At 67.9% G+C, this 23092-nt stretch carries 18 protein-coding genes and 1 pseudogene; 12 read left to right on the top strand and 7 right to left on the bottom strand.

What is annotated here, in order from left to right; genetic code table 11:
- Positions 1-121 precede the first annotated feature (121 nt).
- Complete coding sequence (locus OG326_RS10685) at positions 122-733, top strand: TetR/AcrR family transcriptional regulator (RefSeq protein WP_327144468.1); 612 nt, start codon at positions 122-124, stop codon at positions 731-733.
- Positions 730-2286 carry a glycerol-3-phosphate dehydrogenase/oxidase gene (locus OG326_RS10680; RefSeq protein WP_327144466.1) on the top strand — a complete coding sequence of 519 codons (1557 nt, stop codon included), beginning with the start codon at positions 730-732 and terminating at the stop codon, positions 2284-2286. Before OG326_RS10685 ends, OG326_RS10680 begins: the two co-directional genes overlap by 4 nt.
- A gap of 200 nt (positions 2287-2486) precedes the next feature.
- On the opposite strand, the gene OG326_RS10675 is transcribed toward OG326_RS10680, so the two are convergent.
- Positions 2487-2909, bottom strand: a complete 423-nt coding sequence (locus OG326_RS10675; RefSeq protein WP_327144465.1) for a hypothetical protein — start codon at positions 2907-2909, stop codon at positions 2487-2489.
- 284 nt (positions 2910-3193) lie between these two features.
- Between OG326_RS10675 and OG326_RS10670 the strand changes: the two genes are divergently transcribed.
- A complete protein-coding gene (locus OG326_RS10670) occupies positions 3194-4402 on the top strand; it encodes an FHA domain-containing protein (RefSeq protein WP_327144464.1) in 1209 nt (402 codons plus the stop codon).
- 199 nt (positions 4403-4601) lie between these two features.
- Here OG326_RS10670 and OG326_RS10665 read toward each other — a convergent pair whose 3' ends face one another.
- Genes OG326_RS10665 through OG326_RS10655 form a run of 3 tightly spaced genes read right to left on the bottom strand, consistent with a single transcriptional unit; the run spans position 4602 to position 8316 of the window.
- Positions 4602-6857, bottom strand: a complete 2256-nt coding sequence (locus OG326_RS10665; protein ID WP_327144463.1) for a serine/threonine-protein kinase — start codon at positions 6855-6857, stop codon at positions 4602-4604.
- Complete coding sequence (locus OG326_RS10660) at positions 6854-7837, bottom strand: hypothetical protein (RefSeq protein ID WP_327144462.1); 984 nt, start codon at positions 7835-7837, stop codon at positions 6854-6856. Before OG326_RS10660 ends, OG326_RS10665 begins: the two co-directional genes overlap by 4 nt.
- Positions 7834-8316, bottom strand: a complete 483-nt coding sequence (locus tag OG326_RS10655) for a hypothetical protein (RefSeq protein ID WP_327144461.1) — start codon at positions 8314-8316, stop codon at positions 7834-7836. Before OG326_RS10655 ends, OG326_RS10660 begins: the two co-directional genes overlap by 4 nt.
- A gap of 1196 nt (positions 8317-9512) precedes the next feature.
- Between OG326_RS10655 and OG326_RS10650 the strand changes: the two genes are divergently transcribed.
- The 9 genes from OG326_RS10650 to OG326_RS10610 all read left to right on the top strand — a co-directional run bounded on the left by OG326_RS10650 (position 9513) and on the right by OG326_RS10610 (position 19496).
- Positions 9513-11816: an FdhF/YdeP family oxidoreductase gene (locus OG326_RS10650; RefSeq protein ID WP_327144460.1), complete on the top strand. Its 2304-nt coding sequence runs from the start codon at positions 9513-9515 to the stop codon at positions 11814-11816.
- On the top strand, positions 11813-12625 hold the full coding sequence (fdhD, locus tag OG326_RS10645; protein ID WP_327144459.1) for a formate dehydrogenase accessory sulfurtransferase FdhD: 813 nt from the start codon (positions 11813-11815) through the stop codon (positions 12623-12625). Before OG326_RS10650 ends, fdhD begins: the two co-directional genes overlap by 4 nt.
- Positions 12626-12720: 95 nt before the next feature.
- Positions 12721-13524: a CPBP family intramembrane glutamic endopeptidase gene (locus OG326_RS10640; RefSeq protein ID WP_327144458.1), complete on the top strand. Its 804-nt coding sequence runs from the start codon at positions 12721-12723 to the stop codon at positions 13522-13524.
- A 98-nt stretch (positions 13525-13622) separates the two neighbouring features.
- Complete coding sequence (locus tag OG326_RS10635) at positions 13623-14000, top strand: nuclear transport factor 2 family protein (protein ID WP_327144457.1); 378 nt, start codon at positions 13623-13625, stop codon at positions 13998-14000.
- Positions 14001-14081: 81 nt separating this feature from the next.
- Positions 14082-14636 carry a hypothetical protein gene (locus OG326_RS10630; RefSeq protein WP_327144456.1) on the top strand — a complete coding sequence of 185 codons (555 nt, stop codon included), beginning with the start codon at positions 14082-14084 and terminating at the stop codon, positions 14634-14636.
- Positions 14637-14917: 281 nt separating this feature from the next.
- Entirely contained in the window at positions 14918-15532 is a 615-nt protein-coding gene (locus OG326_RS10625) for a dihydrofolate reductase family protein (RefSeq protein WP_327144455.1), read from the top strand.
- A 91-nt stretch (positions 15533-15623) separates the two neighbouring features.
- On the top strand, positions 15624-16193 hold the full coding sequence (locus OG326_RS10620) for a carboxymuconolactone decarboxylase family protein (protein WP_327144454.1): 570 nt from the start codon (positions 15624-15626) through the stop codon (positions 16191-16193).
- A 78-nt stretch (positions 16194-16271) separates the two neighbouring features.
- Positions 16272-17651 carry an ATP-binding protein gene (locus OG326_RS10615; RefSeq protein WP_327144453.1) on the top strand — a complete coding sequence of 460 codons (1380 nt, stop codon included), beginning with the start codon at positions 16272-16274 and terminating at the stop codon, positions 17649-17651.
- A gap of 141 nt (positions 17652-17792) precedes the next feature.
- Entirely contained in the window at positions 17793-19496 is a 1704-nt protein-coding gene (locus OG326_RS10610) for a hypothetical protein (RefSeq protein ID WP_327144452.1), read from the top strand.
- A gap of 9 nt (positions 19497-19505) precedes the next feature.
- Here OG326_RS10610 and OG326_RS43005 read toward each other — a convergent pair.
- The 3 genes and pseudogenes from OG326_RS43005 to OG326_RS10595 form a co-directional block, all read right to left on the bottom strand.
- Positions 19506-20453, bottom strand: a pseudogene (locus OG326_RS43005) (DUF389 domain-containing protein); the annotation flags it as partial.
- Positions 20454-20466: 13 nt separating this feature from the next.
- Complete coding sequence (locus tag OG326_RS10600; RefSeq protein ID WP_327144451.1) at positions 20467-21753, bottom strand: ion channel protein; 1287 nt, start codon at positions 21751-21753, stop codon at positions 20467-20469.
- 62 nt (positions 21754-21815) lie between these two features.
- A complete protein-coding gene (locus OG326_RS10595; RefSeq protein ID WP_442791020.1) occupies positions 21816-23048 on the bottom strand; it encodes a cation:proton antiporter in 1233 nt (410 codons plus the stop codon).
- Positions 23049-23092: the final 44 nt, after the last annotated feature.

The following is a 23092-nucleotide window of genomic DNA, read 5'->3' as shown; positions in this document are numbered from 1 at the left end:
CGGGCCTGCGGCTCGCCCGGGTTTCCCGACGAAGCGGATGCTGCTCGTGTGTCGACCATGCGTTACAGTCTGACATAGAATGTCAAGCAGTAACGAACCCTCCCTACCGATGGTGGCATCCATGGCTTCGACCGAACCGTCCTCCGCTGTCGATCGGGCGATTCTCGATGCGGCGCGCGCCTGCGTGGCCGAATTCGGCGTCCGGCGCACCACGCTCACCGAGGTCGCGCGCCGAGCCGGCGTCAGTCGCCCGACCGTCTATCGCCGCTGGGCCGATACCGGATCGCTGGTGGCGGATCTGCTGGTGCGCGAATTGCACGAGATCATTGCCGAGGCCGTGCCCGCCGGCGGCAATGCCCGCGCCCGGCTGGTGGCCGCGATCGTCGGCGGCGGGGCCATGATGCGGCGGAACCCGCTGTTCGCCAAGATCTTCCGCACCGATGCCGATGTCATGCTCACCTACGTGTTCGAGCGGCTCGGGCGTAATCAGCGGGCGCTCATCGGACTGTTCGCCGACAGCATTCGAGAAGGCCACCGCGACGGCTCCATTCGGCACGGCGATGCCGAACGGCAGGCCGCCATGCTCCTGCTGCTGGCGCAGTCCGCGGTGCAGTCGGCGGGCACCGTCGTCGACTTCCTCGACTCCGACCATCTCGATATCGAACTCACCCGCGCCATCGACGGATATCTGGCGCCGGGCCCCTCGGAATCTCAGCGAAAGGTCTTCTCATGAGCGGCATTTCGGCTCACTCCAGCTCGGCGCTCAATGCCGGTCGGCGGCAGCGGGAACTGCTCGCGCTCGGCGCGGGCGGGACCATCGACGTGCTGGTGATCGGCGGCGGCATCACCGGCGTGGGCGTGGCGCTCGATGCCGCCTCGCGCGGTCTGCGCACCGTGCTGGTGGAGAAGCACGATCTGGCCTTCGGGACCAGCCGGTGGAGTTCCAAACTGGTGCACGGCGGGCTGCGGTATCTGGCCAGCGGCGGGGTGGGCATCGCCCACGAGAGTGCGGTCGAGCGCGATATTCTGCTGACCCGGACCGCACCGCATCTGACCCGCGCGCTGCCGCAGGTGGTGCCGCTGCTGCCGAATATCGGCATGGCGCAGAAGCTGCTGGTGCGCGCCGGATTCCTGGCCGGAGACGTATTGCGGCGCACCGCGGGTACGGCGGCGTCGGTGCTGCCGCGGTCTCGGCGCGTGGCGGCCGCGGAGGCGCTGCGACTCGCGCCGACGGTGCGGCGGGCCGGATTGCGCGGCGGACTGCTCGCCTGGGACGGGCAGCTGGTCGACGATGCCCGTCTCGTGGTGGCGATCGCACGCACGGCGGCGCTGCACGGGGCCTCGATTCTCACCCGGGTCGAGGCGAGCGAGGTCACCGGGACCACGGCGACGCTGCTGGATCGAATGACCGGCGAAACCCTGTCCGTCACAGCTCGTTCCGTCATCAATGCCACCGGGGTGTGGGCGGATCAGGTGGATCCGAGCATCGAGTTGCGGCCCTCTCGCGGTACCCACCTGGTATTCGATGCCGCGGCCTTCGGCGGGCTGACCGCCTCGCTGACGGTGCCGATTCCGGGCAGCATCAGTCGTTTCGTCTTCGCCTTCCCCGCCGCGCACAATCGGGTGTACCTGGGCCTCACCGATGAGGAAGCGCCCGGACCGGTGCCGGATGTACCGCATGCCACCGAGCCGGAAATCGATTTCCTGCTCGACACCGTCAATACGGTGCTGCGAGAGCCGCTGACCCGCAACGATATTCGCGGCACCTACGCGGGCCTGCGGCCGCTGCTGCGCACCGGCGACAACAGCACCGCCGATATCTCCCGCGAGCACGCCGTCCTCACCTCCCCCACCGGCGTGATCACCGTCGTAGGCGGCAAACTCACCACCTACCGCAAAATGGCCGAGGACACCGTGGACGCCGCCCTCGCGCACGCCCACCTCACCGCCGCCCCCTGCCGCACCCGCGATCTCCCGCTGGTCGGCGCGGTCTCCGGCGCCGCCCGCGACCGCATCGAGGCCCCCACCCGCCTGGTCGAGCGCTACGGCAGCGAAGCCGCCGCCATTCTCGAACTCGCCCGGCAGCATCCGGAACTGGCCGAGCCCGTGGCTCCCGGAATCGACGTCATAGCAGCCGAATTCGCCTTCGCCACCACCCACGAGGGCGCGCTCGACCCCGACGATCTCCTGGACCGCCGCACCCGCATCGGCCTCGTCGACTCCGACCGCAAAGCAGCCACCCCCGCCGCCGAAGCCGCCTTCACCCACCCCACCCGGGCGGAGTAGCGGCGCCGCATCCCACCACAGCGATTCAGCGCGTGGCCACGAACCTGTGTGTGAGATCTGCGTCCGCGGCGTGAATGCCCGTCGTCCCGGCATGCTTTCGGCTGGGATCCATGCGATCCGCCGCCGGGTGGTCGATGAGCGCGAGCGCATGTGCGGACCGCGCGTTTGACGACAGAGTGTGCGGGAACGGCGGAACGGGTCTATCCGCCGCCGAAGACGTTGCAGCCGGAGCCGGTGCTCAAGCCGGTGCCCACGGTGAGGTCGATGTAGGGGACCACGTCACCCCCGCGGGTCGGGGTCTGCTGGATGATCTGCAGGCGGTGCGCGCCGGTGGTGGCGGGGGTCCAGTTCGCTATGGCGATGCTGCCGGAGGGGGTGGCTACGCCGAAGCGGATGCCATTGTCGTAGAAGCCGACCGGGGTGGACGGATCGTCCACGTAGGCGTCGACCGGGTAGGTGCAGCCGGTGCCGTAGTTCGTCGCCGAGCCGAAGCTGAGGGCGGGCTCCACGCCCACCCGGGTGGCGGTGGCCCCGGCGGGTGCGGCCAGCACGGTGAGCGCCGCGGCCATGCCGAGTGCAGCGGCTACCGGTGCTGCCTGCCCGTTCCTCTTGCTGATGCCCATAGGGTGCGGTCCTCATCGGCGCTGCCGGAACCGAATGCACCGGCACATTGCCTCGATCCTCGCTCGCGCTCCGCGACTTCGGGGGACTATTGCCGGAATCTGGCGTGTTCCGCCCCGGGCCGCTCCGCACAAAGCGCCGATTCCGGACAGATCCCACGCGCGTGTGAACGGTCCTATGCTTGGCAACGATGTAATGAGCGCCGGAATAGGAGGCGCGGATGGGGCGGATTCCGACCACTGTCGGGTTGACACGCGGGCCAGGGCTGGTCGCGCGGTTCGGAAGTGTGCTTATTTTCCTGGCCGGCGAAAGTCCGTCCACGGAGCGAATTCTCGGTGCGGCCGAGACGGCCTCGACCGCGGCCGATCCGGGCGTGGCCATCGCGCAGCGGCTGGCTGCGGCGGTGTTCAGCAGCGGGAATGCGCAGCCACCGGCCTTCGGGGTGGTCGCGCCGACGACGGGCGGCATGCTGGTGCTGCTGCGTGGCGCGGTGCGGGCGGTGGTCGATGGTCCGGAAGGCACCCGGCAGCTGTCCGGTGTACGCGCCATGACCTGGGTCGATGAAATTCTGCGGGATCCGGTGCGGCGGGTGACCGTGGTCGGCGAGACCGACGCCGGTACCGAGATTCCGCATACCGATCTGCGCTCGGGTGTGGCTGCCGCGGGCGGGTTCGTGCTGCATGCGCCGCGCACCGGGATTACCGCGCCGCCGCGGACCGCGAATACGGGGTCATCGAAAGCGGTGCAGCCCGAGACTCATCCGGCCACGCCCACCTCCGGGGTCCCGCCCATCGATTCGACCAAGCGTGTTGCGGTGCCCACTCCCTCGCATACGCGATTCTCCACACCGGGTAGCGAGGAACCGCTCCGCCGCCCCTCCGCGGGTGCGCTCGATCTCACCAAGAAACCGCCGCCGGAGAGCGCGGCACCCGGCGCCGAACAGCGACCCGACCCGGCGGACCAGCCGCCGACGGCGGCGTTCAACTCGAACGCCGCGGCCGCGGAGGAGGGCGGGGGCACACACGCGGTCGCGGCAGTCGGCGAGGAACCCGACCCGCCCACGGAGAAGGCCGGGTCGCCCAACGCGCAGTCGCCCGCACCACGCGTGATGCCGCTCGCGGCGACGCCGGAACCGGAGACCGACAAGCTCGGTCCGCCCCACGGCGCGCTCATCACCGTGGACGGCGCCATCTATCCGATGGACCGGCGCTATGTGATCGGACGCGATCCCATGACCGACGATTCGGTCCGCCGCGGCGCGGCCGTCCCGATCGTCATCCCGCGCGATCGTCACGTATCCCGCATCCACGCCTACGTCTTCACCGAGAACGGCGTCGTCCTCGTGCGTGACGCCGCGACTCCCGGCGGCACCTTCGTCGCCGGCCCGGGCCAGGACTGGATACGCGTGGGACAGCGCCCCTCCGAACTGAAAGCAGGCTGGAGCCTCCGCGTCGGCGACCGCATCCTCACCTACCACCAGGACCGCCGGCGCTGACGGTCTCCGCGCATCCCGAGCACAGGCCCACACAGTGCCCGGCGCATTCGGACTGCATGCAGGCTTCCCGCCCCGACACAGCCGCACCGGCGAATCCGGCTTCCGCGCGCAAATCGCCAGGCGCGCCCACACATTCGGATGCCGCTTCCTGACTCGCCGACACGACCACCCGGCAATCCGGGACCGGCAGCGCACGCCGCTAGGCGCGCTCGCGCATGCGGAGGACTCGGACGTATCGGTAGCGTTTGCCGATTCGGCGGCAGCCTACGGCGAAGGTGGCGCCGGCGGCGGCTCCTAGTGCGGCACAGAGGATTACGGCGGGGAGGGTGGGTTCGCGGCCGAGGAGTGTCCAGGAGGCGCCGACGGCAGTGACGGCGAGGAGGGCGGCGCTCAGGGTGAGGCCGATAGTGGCGGTGATGCGGGCGCTGCCGTGGCGGAGGGTGCGGGCGTTCGATTCGGTGTAGGCGGCGGCGAACAGGAGCAGCAGGAGTAGGGCGATGGCGGTGGCGGTCGTGGTGGCGCGCTGGGCGGTGTGGACGCCGAATCGGTAGGTGGTGACTTCGGATCCGTTGCGGGACAGGACCAATTCGGCGGTGAGGTCTCCCGCCAGGACGTAGGGGTTGACGGGTGCGGGCAGGTCGATCGAGGCGCCCTGCCGCACAGGGGTTTCGGCGCCGCCGAGCCGGACGCCCAAGACGCTGAGTGACAATCGCGCAGTATCGGCGTCTGCGCCCGTGAGGACGAGCGGCACCGGTGTGGACAGATCCAGATCGACTCTGCTCCCGCCGCTCGGGTCGATGCCCGCGAGGTGAATCTGCCCGGCGGGCGGGAGATCTCGCTGCGGTCCGGAACCCACTCCGAGCACTGCCGCGCCGCCGACCAGCACGGCGAGGACCGCCGCGGCGAAGAACGGCACCCGCGGCGAGCGCAGAGTGACCACCTTTCGAATCGGCACCAGATCACCGCGATCGACATCGACCAGGCGAATCCCACTGTGCTGCACAGGCTGTACCGGCCGCACCCGCGGCATCGGCCCGGCTCCCCCGCTCGCCGCACCCTGCGGCCGGCCAGGTGTCCACGTCGGCGGCACGGCCCCTCGGCCCCCACGGCCGGCTCCCTCCGGGCGAGTCGGCGACCGCGCCCCGCTCTCCGCGTTCGCCGCATCTTGCGACCGGCCGCGCGGACCTCCGCCGGGCCGAATCGGCTGCGGCGCAGGGGGTGTGGGGCTTCGGCGGAGGGTCGGCTCGTTGGCTTCGTCGAATGGGGTCGAGCCGCTGGGGGTGGGGCGCCAGCCTCTGCCGAAGCCGGGGCGCGAGTAGTGCGGTGGCAGTGGCGTTTCGGGGCCGGAAGCACGGGGCGGGGCGGGTGGGATCGGGCCATTCGGGGTGCGGTCGATCGGACCTGGGGATTGGGCGGTGGTGCGGCGGGGGTCGTGGACCGGTTGCGGGGACGGCGGGGGTGTGAAGGGGCTGGGCGGAGAGCCCGGCGGGGGTGTGAAGGGGCGTGCGGCCGGACGGGCGCCACCGGTCGCGGCGGCGACTATTGTGTCCGCGCCGATGAGCGGAATGCCTATGGGGGTGAGCCAATTCGCGCCCCAGCAGAAGGCGGCGGGCTCGGCCAGGGCGATGCCGAACGATTCGGCGGTATCGAAGCGCTCGCCTGGGTCGGGGGCCAGACCGCGCATGACGGCATCGGCGATCGGCGGCGGGATGCCGGGAGCGACGCGGCCCAGCGGGACCGGTTCGCCGTAGGCGTGGGCGAAGAGCATGGCGAGCGCATCCTCGCCGGGCGGGAAGGGCAGCGAGCCGGAGAGCAGCTGGTACAGCATGGTGGCCAGCGCGTAGACGTCGGTCGAGGGCGAAAGCTGTTGTCCGCGCACCTGTTCCGGTGCGATATAGGACGGGGTGCCGATGATCTCGCCGGCGCGGGTCACCAGGGTCTCGTCCCCGCCGACGATCTTGGCAATGCCGAAGTCGGTGAGCTTCAACGTCCCATTGGCGGCGAACATGAGATTGGACGGCTTCACATCGCGATGCAGAATCCCGTGCCGGTGCGCGGCGTCGAGCCCGGCCGCACAGGACAGCGCCACCGCGACGGCAGCGGTCGCCTCGAATCCCGCTGTGATGAACCGGTTCTCGACAGTGCCGCCGGGCAGATACTCCAAGACCAGCAGGCACAGATCCTCGTGCTCGACATAGTCGTACACCGGAACCACATGCGGATGATCCAGCGCCGCCATCACCCGTGCCTCGGCCACGAACCGCCGCCGCACCTGCATATCATCCGCGAATTGCGGCGGAATCTGTTTGATGGCCACCCGTCGCTGCAGTCCGCGATGCGTCCCCGCCAGCACCACCCCGCACCCGCCCCGGCCGATCTGCCCGCCGATGTCGTACCCGGGCAACGCCGCCCGCACCCGGGCGATATCCCCCTGATCCAGATCACGCACACTCATCCGACCGCACCCCCGGGCCGAAATCGCCGCGGGTCAGGGCTGCTCCGAATGGTCGGCTCATCCTCCCCGGCCAGGATCGGGGTACCCGACACGACGGTAGGCGCGCCATCCGGCTGAAATACGTTGCCGACCAAGGGAAATGGGTGGCCGGGCGCACTTGTGGCCGGGTAGCCGTGGGCGTCGAGTTCGCGGGCGGCGGCCAGGTCTTCGGCATCCAGGTCTAGGTCGCTGGGAGTGCGGGGGGTGGGTGAGAGGTATCCGGCGAGGAAGAATACGGCGGCGGTTACTCCGGCGAGGGTCAGCCACAGAGGTGTGCCGGGGACCCACCAGCGGGCTGCGGAGGCGGTGAAGCCGATCATCAGGCCCAGGCCGATTCCCGGGGCGAGGAGGCGGAGTCCGCGCTGCCAGCGGTTGACCGAAAGGCGCTGGCGCGCAACGGTCAGCGCCGCATCGGCGATGGCGAGGACGGTGAGCACCGCCAGGATGATCCCGAACAGGCCGTAGACCGATACCAGCGAGCCGCGCACATCGATGACCGTGTGCTCGGAGGTGAGCGGTGTGCCGTCCGCGCCGATCACCGTGAGGTCGGCGCCGATCAATCCGGTCGCCTGACCGTCCAGCCCGGCCGGGTCCAGCCGGTAGGTGAGTTTCCCGGTTGTGCCTGCGGCGACGGTCAATTCGACGGAGGTCGAGTACGAGAAGAAGTTCAGCCCGAGCACATGTCCGGCGAGATCGACCCGCCGCACGGTGATCGGCCGGGCGGAACCGTTGACCACCTCCACCACGACCTGGGTGACCTTGCCCGGGTCCAGGCGTACCGGATTGCTCGCCCCGGCACCGGCGATGGCCCGGCCGTCGATGGTGGCGTTCGCCCGCACCCCGGCGTCCGCCGCACTCGTCCCGGAGCCGAACAGGGTTGCGGCACAGAGTAATACGGCCACCAGAACAGCCGAGGTCCAATGCGCGCGACGGTTCTTCATCGTGGCCTCCGAGCGGGCAGATGGGATACCAGGCGGTGACCGTAGAACCAGCCGCCGATGAGCAGGAAGAACAGCAGTACCGTCGCCGTCGCCGCACTGCCGCCGACCTGGCTGACCAGCACCACGTCCAGCGCCGCAGCCAGTTTCGGCCCGCACTCTGCGGTCACCTGATGCCGGCCGATATCGGTGGCGCCGGTCGGCAGCGTCGCGTCGAACCCGCCGTCCGCCCCCGCACGAGTGTCGGCGGCGGCCGTCCCGCCGATCGAGAGCCGCACATCCGCATTCGGATCACACCCGCGACCGGTGACCGCCACGGGCGCACCCGGCGCTACGGCAGGAGGATTCAACTCCAGCCCGGAAGTCGCGGCCGGAACGGGAGCATTCGACACACTCGGCGGCGACTCGGCGACCGAAGGCGGTGGAGTGGCCGGATCCGAAGGCGGCACCGGATTGCCGGAGGTGACCGGCGATCGCGACACCGGCGGCTGCCCGGCACCGGACCCCGGATTCACCGGACCCACACCACCGGTATCCGTCGCGCACTTCCCGTCCGCAGGCTTCACCGCCCCGTCCGGACAACGCTCCACCTGCGTGGCCGGACACGTCCCACCCGCCGGCTGCGCCGAACCATCCGGACAACGCACCGGCTGCGCCGACGGACACACCCCACTCGCGGGCTTGACCGACCCATCGGGACAATATGCCGGCTGCGCCGACGGGCACGTCCCACCCGCCGGCTGCGCCGAACCATCCGGACAACGCACCGGCTGCGCCGACGGACACACCCCACTCGCGGGCTTGACCGACCCATCGGGACAGTACGTCGGTTGCGCCGACGGACACGTCCCGCTCGCGGGTTTGACGGAACCGTCCGGGCAGTACGTCGGCTGCGTTGATGGACAGGTCCCGCTCGACGGCTTCACCGAACCGTCCGGGCAGTACTGCTGCTGCGCTGGGCATTTGCCGCTCGCGGGCTTCACGGAACCGTCGGGGCAGTACTCCTGCTGGACCGGGCATCGGCCGCTTGCGGGTTTGACCGAGCCATCCGGGCAGTACTCCTGTTGCACAGGACACTTCCCGCTCCGGGGCTTGACCGACCCGTCCGGGCAATACTCTTGCTGCTGACAGACGGCGGCAGCGCACGGATCGACGGGGCCGTCATGGGTGCCGCCGCCGGAGTCGTACGGCTGCGGCGTAGTGGTGGCGGGCGAATTCAACGGAACCGGAGGCAGTTTCACCGGCAGCCGATCCGCGAGCTGCGCCGTGGCCGGAGTCGCTGGCGCGAGCATGATTTCAGGGTTCGCCGCGCCTATCGCCGCGGGCACGGCGAGCGCGAACAGCGCAGCGAGAATGGCGAGGATTCGGGCCGCACGACTCGAATTCCTCGCCCCACGTATGAGTTTCGCGAGCCGGCACTGCATACCGGCGCGCGGACCGAAAGATGCAGGTGTGTCCATCCGGCGTAACCTCGCTGGTTAGATGGTACGGCCCCGCAGCACCCCACCGCGCGGTTCCGTTGCCTCTATATCGCTCCCGGCTCGCCGCGCGTTCACGCCCGCGAGCACCCGTCGTGCCCCCTATTCCGGGGTGCTGTCCGATTGCGGCCACCGCAGTCTGCCTACGATGCGGAGGACCTACTGGGACACCCCGCCCGCCGCAGAGGAGAATGGTCGCCATGCATCGTGCCGCGCCGAAAAAAGACATCGATGAGGCCGCGCTGACCGTGACCGCGCCGAAAACCGCGGCAGCGGGCGTCAAAGCGGTGACCGTGGCCCTGGAGCGCGCCGTCGAGGAGATGGGTGTCGTCCGCACGGCCCGCACCCTGACCCGGGTCAATCAGCGGCACGGCTTCGACTGCCCGGGCTGCGCCTGGCCGGAACCCAGCGGCGCCCGCCGCCCCGCGGAATTCTGCGAGAACGGCGCGAAGGCGGTGGCCGAGGAGGCGACGCTGCGCACCGTCACCCCGGAATTCTTCGCCGCGCATTCGATCGCGGATCTGGACGGCAAGTCCGGCTACTGGCTCGGGCAGCAGGGCCGCATCACCCATCCGATGGTGCTGCGCCCCGGCGACACCCACTACTCCCCCATCGCCTGGGACGACGCCTACCGCCTGATCGCCGACAACCTGCACGCCCTGGCCTCCCCCGACGAATCGGTGTTCTACACCTCCGGCCGCACCGCCAACGAGACGGCGTTCCTGTACCAGTTGCTGGTGCGCAGCTTCGGCACCAACAATCTGCCGGACTGCTCGAATATGTGCCACGAATCCTCCGGCACCGCGCTGACCGCCTCCATCGGCATCGGCAAGGGTTCGGTGACGATCGACGATTTCAAGAAGGCCGATCTCATTATCGTGGCCGGGCAGAATCCGGGCACCAACCATCCGCGCATGCTGTCGGCGCTGGGTGAGGCGAAAGCGCACGGCGCCAAGGTGATCGCCGTGAACCCGCTGCCCGAGACCGGGCTCATCGGCTTCAAGGATCCGCAGACGGTCAAGGGCTTCACCGGCGGCATCACCATTGCCGACGACTTCCTGCAGATCCGGCTCGGCGGCGATATGGCGCTGTTCCAGGGCCTGGGCAAACTGCTGTTCGAGGCCGAGGACCGCAAGCCCGGCACCGTGGTGGATCACGCCTTCGTGAATGCGCACACCGCCGGTTTCGCCGAATACGAGAAGCAGATGCGCGCGGTCGATCTCGGCGTGGTCGAGGAGGCCACCGGCCTGACCCGCGCGGATCTGGATCGCACCGCGGCCCTGCTGGCCGAGGCAGGGTCCGTGATCATCTGCTGGGCAATGGGTTTGACACAGCAGGTGCACGGTGTGGCCACCATCGAGGAGGCCACCAATCTGCTGCTCATGCGCGGCATGATCGGCAAGCCGGGTGCGGGTGTCTGCCCGGTGCGCGGGCATTCGAATGTGCAGGGCGACCGCACCATGGGCATCTGGGAGAAGATGCCGGACGCCTTCCTCGACGCCCTGGACGATCGGTTCGGCATCAGCAGCCCGCGTGAACACGGCTGGGACACAGTCAATTCCATCCGCGCCATGCGGGACGGCGTCGGCAAGGTGTTCTTCGGCATGGGCGGCAATTTCGTCTCCGCCACCCCCGACACCGAGGTGACCGAGGCCGCGCTGCGCAATTGCGATCTCACCGTGCAGGTTTCGACGAAGCTCAATCGCAGTCATGTGGTGCACGGCCGGACGGCACTGATCCTGCCGACCCTGGGCCGCACCGACGAGGATATGCAGGGCGGTGCGCGCCAACAGGTTTCGGTCGAGGATTCGATGTCCATGGTGCATCTCTCGACCGGTCGCCTGAAGCCGGTCGGCACCGAACTGCGCAGCGAGGTCGCCATCGTGTGCGAGCTGGCGCAGGCGCTGTTCGGGCCGGCGCATTCGGTGCCGTGGGCGCAATTCCAGCGCGATTACGACAAGATCCGTGACGCCATCGCCGGTGTGGTGCCGGGGTGCGACGACTACAACACGAAGGTGCGGGGCCGCAACGGTTTCCAGCTCCCGCATCCGCCGCGGGACTCCCGCGAATTCCGGACCGGCACCGGCAAGGCCAATTTCGCCGCCAACGATCTGCACTGGCTCCCGGTCCCGCAGGGCCGCCTGATCCTGCAGACGCTGCGCAGCCACGACCAGTACAACACCACCATCTACGGCCTGGACGATCGCTACCGCGGTATCCACAACGGCCGCCGCGTGGTCCTGGTGCATCCGGAGGACATCGCCGAATTCGGGTTCGCGGAAGACGAACTCGTCGACGTGATCTCCGAATGGACCGACGGCACCGAACGCCGGGTCGAAGGCTTCCGCCTGGTCGGCTACGCCACGCCGCGCGGTAACGCCGCCGCCTACTATCCGGAGACCAATCCGCTGGTTCCACTGGATCATGTTGCGCTGCGGTCGAATACGCCCGTCTCCAAGGCGGTCACCATCCGCCTGGAGCGCCACACCCATAGGACGTCGTGAGCCGAGTCACCGCCCGCCGCCCCACCCTGCGCATCTCCCCCGCCGGAAATATCCAGCGGCCCGACACCCTGGTGGTAGAGGAGCCGCTGGAGATCCGCACCGGCGGCAAATCTCTGACCGTCACCATGCGCACACCGGGCGCCGATATCGACCTCATCCACGGTTTCCTCTTCGCCGAGGGCATTATCGGTGAGCTCGAGGACATCGTCACCGCCCGCTACTGCGCAGGCACCGACGAGAACGGCCAGAACACCTACAACGTGCTCGACGTGCAATTGCGGCACCCCGTCCCGATCACCCCGCGCAGCTTTCTCACCAGCAGCTCCTGTGGTCTCTGCGGGAAAACCGCGCTCGACGAGGTCCGCACGCGCACCCGCTACCCCCTGCCCGCGAACGGCATCTCGATCTCCACCGACACCCTCGCGGACCTGCCTGGTGAACTCCGCTCCCGCCAAACGCTTTTCGATGCCACCGGCGGCCTGCACGGCGCGGGCCTGTTCACCGTCGACGGTGAGGTCCTGGTGGTGCGCGAGGATGTGGGCCGCCACAATGCCGTGGACAAGGTCATCGGCTGGGCCCTGCGCGAAAACCTGATCCCCGCACACGAACTGCTGCTGATGGTCAGCAGCCGCGCCTCCTTCGAACTCGTCCAGAAGGCGGTGATGGCCGGAATCCCGTTCCTCGGCGCGGTCTCCGCCCCCAGTTCCCTGGCCGTGGATCTGGCCGCCGAAGCAGATCTCACGCTGGTCGGTTTCCTGCGCGGCGAAACCATGAACGCCTACACCGGCATCCACCGGCTGAAGGTCTGACCTGGCCGTAACCGTGCGACCGCGCGCCCGTCACCACTCGTAACAAGCGGCTGCGACCATGACACTTCGGGAAGGTCGAACGGTAGGAGCGCGCCATGAACACTCACCACACCCGGGCGCTCCCGTCACCGGACAGCACGTCCGCCGAGGACCGCTTCGGCAGGCTGATCGAGCGGAACGACGGGGACGACTTCCCGTTCTACAACGGTGTACCCGTGGCGCTCTCGGTCCGGCAGTGGGTCGTGGCCATCATCGCGGTCGTGGCCGGATTCGTGGCACTGATCGCCATCCCGCAGCCGAACAATTTCGTGGCGCTGATTCCGCGCGCGCTGTTCGTCGGCATTCCGCTGCTCACGCTGGCACTGATCACCCGGGACCACTGGCGCGCCCTGTTCCGCGAGGTGCGCGGGCGCGACGTGCGCACCATGTTCGGATTCGCACTGCTCAATATCGTGGTGAGTTTCGTACTGGCCCTGATCGTCAGCGCGCTGTTCGGCGTCGCCTCGAACGAGGTGATGGAGGACGCCGGGCAGAGCACCGCACTCGATACGGCCGCGTTCTATGTGGGCACCGGCATCCAGCTGGTCGGTGAGGAAGTCTTCACCATGCTGCCCTTCCTCGCACTGATGTCCTTCGTCTTCGGCAGGGTGAAGCCGTCCCGGCGCACTGCGATCGTGCTGGCCTGGCTCGTCAGCGCCGTCTGGTTCGGCGCGGCCCACCTGCCCACCTACGACTGGAATTTCGCGCAGGCGTTCATCATCATCGGCGGCGCCCGGCTGGTTCTCACCCTCGCCTATATCCGCACCAAGAATCTCTGGGTCTCCTCAGGCGCGCACATCATCAACGATTGGGCCCTGTTCACCCAGGCGGTGCTGGTGAACAGCGCCCTGATCGCCTGATAACCCAGTCCCGGACAGTGAAGCGGACGGGTCCGATCCGGGCCCGCGGCTGTTAGGCTCGCGCGGTAGAACACGTGTCAATTCAATTGGGAGATTCCATGGCAGCGCAGCCCCGTGATGTGGTCGAACAGTATGTGAAGTTGGTGGCCACCGGGCCCACCGACGACATCGTCAAGCTGTATGCGGCGGACGCGACCGTGGAGGATCCCATCGGCAGCGAGCCCCGGCGCGGGCACGAGGCCATTCGGGAGCTGTACGCCGCGCTCGAGCATGTGTCGGAGCGGCAGACCGAGATCCACACCCTGAAGGTCGCCGGAAAGCATGCGGCCGTATCCTTCACGCTCGTGACGAAGTTCGGCGACCAGCAGATGACGCTGTCGCCGATCGACATCATGGAATTCGACGACGAGGGCAAGATCGTCTCCATGCGCGCCTACTGGGGCCAGGACGATATGGCACTGACCAAGCAGCAGTAGCGTTACTCGCCTATTGCCCCGTTCCGTTCGTCGAATTACGGTGACAGCACTTGACGATTCGACGGCGGGACGGGAGGGCCGGTGCGAATCTCTTTGCACGGCACGGGGGATGGCATCCGGGTGCGCATGCGCCTGGAGGTGAACCGGCGGCGGTGGCTGGCACTGCAGATCATGCTGGGCATACTGACGGCACAGGCCTTCATCATCGGCGCGTGGGCGGTGTGCGCACCGCACTCCTGGTACACCAGCTTTCCGGGCTTCGGCATGCAGTGGATCAGCATGGACGGCCCCTACAACCACCATCTCGCCTCGGACGTGGGTGCGTTCTTCCTCGCGGTCGGGGCCTTCACCGCGGCGGCGCTGTACTTCATGGACAGTCTGCTGGCCCGGGTGGCCGGGCTGGGCTGGCTGGTCTTCGGCGTACCGCACCTGATCTATCACACCTTCCACCACCCCGGCGGCATGAGCGGCGTGAGCTACGGGCTCAGCATCGCCGCCGCCATCGCCCTGCCCGCGCTCGGCCTGGCCTGCATACTGGTCGCCCCGCGCGAACGCCGGCCCGTGCCCGAGCTGGCGCCGTTCACCCTGAGATTCCCACGTCGCGGCGGGTCTTCCCGTACTCGGCCGCCACGATGAATTTCGCTGCCGCGCACCGTCGTAACAGGTGTAGTGCAAGCACCGATTTTCCGGTAAAGGGATAAAGGTTCAACGGCGAACCACGGGGGATCAATGGCGATCCCCGGTCAGGGCGCGATCGAGAAATCGATTGTCACCGATCCACACAGGAAACAGCTCTACGGACAACAGACCGATGGGTCGATCGTGCACACCCGAACCGATGAGTTCTCGGCGCCTACTCCGTCAGGACAGGTGAAGCGCTCGCATCAGGCGGGCCGGCGGCAGCACAGGAGATCACCATGGAACTCTCGGTCACCCAGTTCGTGACCCTGGACGGCGTGTACCAGGCGCCGGGCGGGCCGCAGGAGGATCCCAGCGGCGGGTTCACCCACGGCGGCTGGTCGGCGCCCTACGGCGACGAGGCCTTCGGGGAGTTCATGGTCTCGGTCTTCGATCGGGTCGACGCCTTCCTGCTGGGCCGGCGCACCTACGACATCTTCGCCTCGTACTGGCCGCTGCACGACGACCCGGCCGATCCCCTTGCGTCCAAGCTCAATTCGCTGCCCAAGTACGTGGCGACCAGCACCCTCGACCATGCCGACTGGTCGGGCGCCGAACTGCTGCGGGGTGATCTCGGCAAGGAGGTCGCCGAACTCAAGGCGCGCCCCGGACGGGAATTGCAGGTGCACGGCAGCGGCAATCTCGCGCAGTCGCTGCTCGCGCTCGGCCTGGTGGACACCCTGAATGTGCTGACCTTCCCGGTCATTCTCGGCAGCGGCAAGCGGTTCTTCGCCGACGGCGCACAACCGGCCGGTCTCACTCTCACCGAAACCCACAGCACGCCTGCCGGTGTCGTGATCAGCAGCTACCGCAAGGCGGGTGCACCGACGTACGGCGATCTCAGCGCGGAGTGACACACGGCATACCGATCGACGCGTCACGTCGGGTGGCGGTATCTCGTCCAAGGGGTGCAAGCAGCACCCGCCTGGATCGAAGGAGACCACCATGGGCGCCACCCGACTCCCCGCCGTCAGCCCGAAGCAGGCCGGGCCACTGACCCGAGCTGTCTACTGGTATCTGAAGCGCCGCCTGGGCGAGGTGCCCGAGCCCTTCGCCGTGCTCGCGAATCATCCGGGTGTCTTCGTAGCCTCGGCCGTGCACGAAGGTCTCGCCGAGAAGGCGTGCACGGTATTACCGGCGAACGTCCGCGAGATCGCCGTCTACCGGGTGGCCCGGACCGTCGGCTGCTCCTGGTGCGTGGACTTCGGCACCATGCTCATGCGGCTCTCCGACCTGGATGTCGACAAGCTCCGCTACATCGACGATTACGCGTCCTCCCCCGCCTACAGTGCCGACGAACGCGCTGCTCTCGCCTATGCCGACGCAATGACCGCCACCCCGCTCACCGTCACCGACGAACAGGTCACCGACCTGAAGCTGCGCTTCGGGGCGAAGGGTGTCACAGAGCTGACGTATCAGATCGGCCTGGAGAACTCCCGAGCTCGCGCGTATCACGCCCTCGGCATCACCGATCAGGGCTTCAGTAGGGATTCCTGCCGTGTGCCGTGGGCCTGAGCTCGAGCAACCTGAACCGGGATCGATGACCGGACCGCAAGTTGCCAATAGTTCGCTGGCATATGTCAGGATCGGCTCATGCCCGCCGAATCCCTGCGCTTGTCCGCCCGTTCCGACGATGGACGATCGTTCATCGTCGCAAACGCGGCAGGCAGTGCCTTCGTCGCCGGATCGCTGATCGTCATCGTGAGCGATCGGCACCGCCAGCTCGCACTCGTCGAGGATCGCTCGGAGACCACGCCGGTGCGCTTGCGCGGACGCCTGATCGGGGAGCTCACCGAGGAGGGGATGAACACTCGCGCGAGCCACACCTTCGAGCACGGTCTGGTGGAGGCGGCCGATGTCGCGACGGTGGAGACCCTGCACGAAACCACCGGCGCCATGCTCGAAGTCGGCGTCGGACTCACCCAGCCGGGTGGGCCGGCGCGGCTGCTGCCGCAGCGGTTCAACCGGCACACCTTCTGGTGCGGGCAGAGCGGTTCGGGTAAGACCTATGCCCTGGGGGTGGTGCTCGAACAACTCATCGCGCACACCGCCCTGCCGGTGGTGATCTTCGATCCGAACTCCGATTTCGTGCGTCTCGGCGAGCTGCACCCGGACGCCACCGGGCCGACCGCGAAAGCCTTGCGCGAGCGCGATATTCGCGTGCTCCGCCCGCACGGCGAACCCGGTGCGCGATTGCGCGCCCGCTTCCTCGGCCTGCCGCTGTCGTCGAAAGCCGCCATCCTGCAGATCGATCCGATCGCCGATCGGGAGGAGTTCAACGAACTCATCCACCTCCGCTCGATCATCGAGTCCGGTGAACTCTTCGATGTGCTGCCGCAGCTGCTTGCCGGTGAGAACGCCGCACAGCGCCGGCTCGCCGAGCGGGTAGAGAACCTCGGACTGCTGGACTGGGAGGTCTGGGCCCGCCAGGAGCCCGCGGTCACCGAAATCGTCGGCGAGCGACCGGATGTCACGGTGCTCGATCTCGGCGGCTTCTCCACACCGGAACAGCAACTGGTAGTGGCACTTTCACTCCTGGACAGTCTCTGGGAACGCCGTGAGGAGCGCCGGCCGGTCCTGCTGGTCATCGACGAGGCGCACAATCTCGCCTCACCACGCCTGGATTCGCCGATCGCGGTCGCGGTGCGGGAGCGGCTCATCCAAATCGCTGCGGAGGGACGCAAATTCGGCCTCTGGCTACTGCTTTCGACACAACGACCCGCAAAGGTGCACCCGGGCATCATCTCTCAGTGCGACAACCTCGCACTGATGAAGATGACCTCGCCCGCCGATCTCGAGGAACTCGGCACCTACTTCGGCTACGCACCGGCGGCGCTGCTCGAGCGCTCCCCGTGGTTCCGGCAGGGCGAGGCGCTCTTCGCGGGCGGATTCGTGCCCGCACCGGCACTGGTGAAGGTCCATACACGATTGACCCGTGAGGGCGGTAGCGACGTTCGTGTCCCTATGCGGTGAGTGTCGATTTGTCCAAATCGGTGCGTGTTGGTGACCACCGAACCTTAGAATTGCCCAAGAATAGCCAGTGGAATACCGGGTGCTTGGTTCCTGCTAATCGAGCCCAGCTCAATGACCTTCGAACCCACCTCTGGAGTGCGGATGCACAGATCACTGGTCAAAAACCGACATCGATGGCAGGCCGGTGCTGCCGCATTGCTACTGCTGAGCAGCGTCGCGGCATGCTCCAGCTCCACGAGCGATGACTCCTCCAGCGGCACCACCTCCAGCGCGGCGGCCTCCTCCGGCGGCGCTACCACCGACCTGACCGGCGGCCAGTTCAGCGACTGCTTCTGGCACTACGGCGCCGTCGGCGCGGACCCACTGTTCAATGTCGCCTACCCGGACGCCGGCACCGCCTACTGGGCCGCCTACCTGCGCCGCCCCGAGGGTTCGAAGCTGGATCTGAACGGCACCTTCCCGCATTCGCGGTACTCCTCGCTGATTTCCTACGACAAGCTCGGCGCGGTCCTCGACGGCGTCGCCGACTACCAGATGACCCCCGCACCCGGTTCCACGAACCCGTTCGTGGTGGGCGCGCGGCGCGATGTCCCGAATGAACAGCGCGCGTTCACACTGTCGGTGGATCAGGCCGCGAACTACGACCCGGCGACGAACCAGCAGCTGTTCCCGACCCGCGATCCGCGCAATAACGAGCCGCAGCGCAACAGTCTGTACACCGGCACCGCAACCCAGCTCGGGCAGGCCGATCTCGGCACCGAGACCGGTTCGGACGGCAAGACCTATCAGCTCGATCTGATGCTGTACCGGGTCTACATCCCGGACAAGGACACCGACTTGACCGGCGGCGTCGGACTGCCGAAGCCCAGCCTGACCCTGGCCGACGGCACCAAGCTGACCGGTCAGGCACTGTGCGATGCCACCGATACCGAATCCAAGGATTTCGCGAAGCAGAACGGCGGCGCCACCCGCCTGCCGGCGGCCTCAGCCCTCGGTCTGAGCACCGAGAACTACAGCGACCTGCGCTATCCCGATCAGATCGCCGACAGCCATGACGCGCTGCCGAATTCGCCCGGCATTCAGGCTCAGGTGTACCCGCCGCCGGACCCCAAGAATCTGAAGACCTACGACAGTCCGCCCCCGGGCATGCTGTTCCAGACCAAGCGGGACGTCAGTGCCGAGTTCCCGGGCGTCTACAACCCGAACGCCGACCTCACAACACAGCGGTCGACGCTATGGACTCCGCAGTACGACCGGACCTTCCTGCTGCAGACCTGGACCGGCAACGACGCCATCGGCGCGGAGTCGAATCCGCCCCGTACCGGTGGCGGCGGCTTCTTCCCGAATGTGCACAACAACTACATTCGCTCCATCCTGCACCGCGGTTACGGCGATGTCGCGGTCGTGAAGGGCAAGATGCCCACGCACCCGAGCACGTTCAACCACGACGGCGTGATGGGCACCGGCGACGTCCGCTACATCTCGTTCTGCATGAACGAATCCCCTTACAGCACAAGGGTGATGAACTGCACCTATGACGAACAGGTGCCCGTCGATCAGGACGGCAACTACCAGATCGTCATCAGCCGCAAGGACGACCGCCCGAAGAACGCCACCACCGACTGCGGCTACGGCTATGTCGAATGGTCGGCCAATGGCGACGGCTACAAGGACCACGACTTCGGCATGCTGCAGATTCGGAACATGCTGCCGGACACCGGATTCGATCAAGCCGTCCAGAACACCAAGGTTCCCGGTGACGAAGTAGCAGTCATGGGTCCGTACCTGCCGAATGTCAGCTACAGCGACAAGGCGCAGTTCGAATCCCAGCCCTGCCACAAGTAATCGGTAGCGAGAAGCCCGCGGCAGCCCTGCACTGCCGCGGGCTTTTTCGTGCCCCGATCGACGCGGGCGGAAGAGCAAGACCACTACCCCTGCGACCACGATGCCTGTCAGATTGACGCCCAGCTGCACCAGCGAGCTCAGCGCGACATGCCATTTGCCCGCAATAGCCGCCACCACGGCGAGTCCGGCGGCCGGCACGGTCGTCACCGAAATGAACACGCCGACAAGCACGGCCGAGGTCGAGGTGACCATGGCGAGCATCCCTGCCGCACCCGCCAGCAGTGCGACGACGAGTGAGAACGGCCCCACCTCGTAGATGAAATCGAAGGCCCGCGCATTCTCCACATCACCGATTCCGATCCAGCCCAGGTGAATCCACACGAGGGTGGCGGCGGCCGTGATCGCCATGGAGACCGGGAACGACACGGTCAACGTCGCCGCCGAGCGCCGAATCAGCCGGAGATCTCGGCGCACCAGTCCCACCGAAAGTGCTGCGAGCGGACGGAATTCGGGGCCGACAACCATTGCCCCGACCAGAGTCAGCGGCGAGGCCGTCGTCACGCCCACCGCCGACAGCAGAAACGCGATGGTCAGGAAGGCCAGAAAGGTAGGCGTGAAGCGAGACGCCTCACGCATCTGCCCCAGCAGCTGCTCCCACACCACGGCTTCGTCGGGCCGCAGCGGCGAGGCGGCCTCCGCCCGTTCCCCCGCATCGGACAGCATGGTGCCCGCGGGTACGAACGAAATACCACCCACCCGAACCAGATCCAGCGCAGACAGGGCTGCCAGCACGGTATTGGCGCTGGCGCGCGCCACATCCGCCTCGATCAGATCACCCACCGGGTCCAGCGCATCGCCGCGTGCGAGCGTCACATGGGTCGCACCGGGTTCGGCGGCCAGTACGCCGAGTACCTCCGCAGTTCGATCGCTCGGCGAAATCACGCGCAGGTGCAGCACCGAATCATCTCCTTCATACGGGATTCGTGGCGGGCCGGGGGCGGATGAGCATGGGCGGCCGGTTCATCACGAGCAGCCACAGCGGTGCGATGACCAGGCACAGCACCGGCACGATCTGGTAGTCACCGACGATGACGGCGCCCATGAAAAGGGCCAGCCAGCCGTAGCGGGCGATGACCAGCACGGCGCCGAGTACGCCGCAGGCCAGCGCCACCACCGGCGGAATTCCCGGAACAAGCTGGTGCGCCACCGATCCCACGCCGACGCCGATGAACGCGGCCACGAAGATGCGACCACCTCGAAATCCGCAGGAGGCGGCGACGACCAGCGCCGCGAGTTTGACCGCGGTGATCAGCACCAGCCGCGTAGCCGACATCGAATCCGCCTGGGCGGTCAGCTCTTTCATCTCATCGAGCCCTTTGAAGAGCGTCAGGTGGCCGCCGAGCGCACCGAGCGCACCCAGTACGACGCCACCGGCCGCAATGGCCGCAAACGGAGTACGAAGCCGGTGAAATACGCTGTGTACCAAGGGAAAGGCGTACACCGCCAGCAGGCACAGCAGCGCCGCCACGAGCCCGACGACGGTGCCGCTCACCAGATCGGCGAGGGCGGGCGGGCCGTGATAGCCGGGAACATCGATAGCGAAGGCGGGCTGCGCGAAGACCGTGGTCGTCATCGCTCCCGCACCCGCGGCGACCAAAGGCGCGAACAGCCGGTTCCAGAGCGGACCGCCCGCGGTGGTGGCGGCGATCTCGGTGAGCACCAGCGCGGCGGCGATGGGGGTGCCGAACAGCGCACCCACGGTCCCCGCCGCCGCGAGCATGGCAGCGTCCGCGCTCGGCAGCCGTGTCCACCATCGCGCGGCCAGCCACACCGCCAGCGCCGTATTGACAGCCGTGATCGGATTCTCCGGTCCCAGACTGACGCCGCCCGCCATGCCCACGACCAGGACCAGCGCCAAACCCGGCAGCACTCGCAGCGGCAGCGGAGCGCTGAGCAAGTCGATGGTGGCCGGATCGGGTCCGGCGTGACCGGGCAGCTTCCACACCAGCAGCCCCGCGATGATTCCGGTGCAGGTGAGGATCGCGAAGATCCACCAACCGGACAGGCTGTCCACGCCCGCACTCGCGGGCAGCGTCGTCCAGAGCAGATCCCGCAGGCGTTCGGCGACCGTATTGACGGCGACCAGGATCAGCGCGCAACCGATTCCGATCACCAGCGCGGGCAGGGCGGATCGGGCAAGCCACCGCGCGCCGGACGCATCGTCGAGTACCTCGGAATCGCCCACCTCGGCCCCCATTCCGCCTCCGGCCGCAGTCGGCCATGGCTGTCGCATCGGATTCGACCGTCCCGCAATGGCGCTCAGTCCGGTGCGGTGCGGACGCGCCGGTCACCGAGCAGCCGGGCGGCGAACGGGAAAAGCAGCACCGTCGTGGCGCCGGCCGCGACGAGTGTGGAGGCCAGATTCTCGCTCAGCAGACCCGAACTCGTCGCGACCTGGGTCACCGCGACGATGATCGGCAATCCGGTGGACGCGTACAGCGCCAATTGCGCACGCTCGCGCCGGGAGGACAGATTCTCGCCATGCGGGACGAAGCGCTCACTGAGCAGAACCGGAATACCCCGTGCCAGCACGATGGCCAGCACGAACAGCAGCCACAGGCCCGGCGCCGCGGTCACCGCGCTGACATCGATTCCCATCCCGGAGGTCACGAAGAAGATCGGGATCAGCACGCCGTAACCGACGGTCTCCAAACTGGATTCGAGTGCTGGATGCCCGGCGGACGGAGGCTGGGACGCGACGAGCCGGCGCAGAATGGTACCTGCCGCGAACGCACCCAGCACTACATCGAGATCGAAGACCTCCGCGACCATCATGAGCGTCAACAGCAGCAGGAAGACGACTCGAACCGGCAATTGTTCGCTGCCGCCGCTCGATTCGCCCAGCAGCCGGCCCAGCCCCGGGATTCGGTCCAGCATACGCTGCGGCACCAGCCCGATGAGCGCCGCCGCCACCGCGAACAGGGCCAGCACCACGAGCGCGCCGCCCACACTGCGACTGGTGAGCAGTATCGACATGGCCAGTACCGGGCCGAGCTCCCCCACCGCACCGTGCGCGAGAACCGCTCGGCCCAGCGGCTTTCCGAGTAAACCGTCCTTCTTAACGATCGGCAGCAGCGTACCGAGGGCCGTCGACGTCGCGGCGATGGCCACGGCGATGCGGGCGGGAAAGTCGGCATCCGTCGCCGAGAGCGTGACCATCCCCAGCGCCAGCACCAGACCCGCCAGCCAGGTAAGCCAGGCGGTGCGGCCGGAGTGGCCGCCGAGCAGACGCGGATCGAGTTCATAACCGGCGAGCAGGAAAAGCATGCCGAGGCCGAGCTCGCTGAGCAGATCGACGCCGCCGGCGGTGCCCGCCCACCCGAGCGCATGCGGGCCGAGCAGTACACCGAACAGCAGCAGTAGCACCACGCCCGGTACCGCACCGCGCAGCAGCAGCCGGGAGATTACCGGTGCCAGCACTGCGGCGGCGGCAATCCAGAAGAGGGACACAATCGCTGACGGCTCCGCCGATGGCAACTCCCCAGCAAACAGAATCACTGCGCAATCGTGACATGCAATCGGCGCCTTGCGTCAAC

It is taken from the genome of Nocardia sp. NBC_01327, from assembly GCF_035958815.1.
Lineage (GTDB): Bacteria > Actinomycetota > Actinomycetes > Mycobacteriales > Mycobacteriaceae > Nocardia.
The sequence above is the reverse complement of the archived record's forward strand: the minus strand, read 5'-3'. Positions and strand labels throughout refer to the sequence as shown.

Excerpts from the sequence above, each read along its gene's own strand:
- OG326_RS10615 (WP_327144453.1), top strand. The coding sequence starts at position 16,272 with ATGCCCGCCGAATCCCTGCGCTTGTCCGCCCGTTCCGACGATGGACGA.
- OG326_RS10625 (WP_327144455.1), top strand. The coding sequence starts at position 14,918 with ATGGAACTCTCGGTCACCCAGTTCGTGACCCTGGACGGCGTGTACCAG.
- OG326_RS10620 (WP_327144454.1), top strand. The coding sequence starts at position 15,624 with ATGGGCGCCACCCGACTCCCCGCCGTCAGCCCGAAGCAGGCCGGGCCA.
- OG326_RS10685 (WP_327144468.1), top strand. The coding sequence starts at position 122 with ATGGCTTCGACCGAACCGTCCTCCGCTGTCGATCGGGCGATTCTCGAT.
- OG326_RS10640 (WP_327144458.1), top strand. The coding sequence starts at position 12,721 with ATGAACACTCACCACACCCGGGCGCTCCCGTCACCGGACAGCACGTCC.
- OG326_RS10600 (WP_327144451.1), bottom strand. The coding sequence starts at position 21,753 with ATGGGGGCCGAGGTGGGCGATTCCGAGGTACTCGACGATGCGTCCGGC.
- OG326_RS10660 (WP_327144462.1), bottom strand. The coding sequence starts at position 7,837 with ATGAAGAACCGTCGCGCGCATTGGACCTCGGCTGTTCTGGTGGCCGTA.
- OG326_RS10675 (WP_327144465.1), bottom strand. The coding sequence starts at position 2,909 with ATGGGCATCAGCAAGAGGAACGGGCAGGCAGCACCGGTAGCCGCTGCA.
- OG326_RS10665 (WP_327144463.1), bottom strand. The coding sequence starts at position 6,857 with ATGAGTGTGCGTGATCTGGATCAGGGGGATATCGCCCGGGTGCGGGCG.
- OG326_RS10610 (WP_327144452.1), top strand. The coding sequence starts at position 17,793 with ATGCACAGATCACTGGTCAAAAACCGACATCGATGGCAGGCCGGTGCT.
- OG326_RS10635 (WP_327144457.1), top strand. The coding sequence starts at position 13,623 with ATGGCAGCGCAGCCCCGTGATGTGGTCGAACAGTATGTGAAGTTGGTG.
- OG326_RS10650 (WP_327144460.1), top strand. The coding sequence starts at position 9,513 with ATGCATCGTGCCGCGCCGAAAAAAGACATCGATGAGGCCGCGCTGACC.
- OG326_RS10680 (WP_327144466.1), top strand. The coding sequence starts at position 730 with ATGAGCGGCATTTCGGCTCACTCCAGCTCGGCGCTCAATGCCGGTCGG.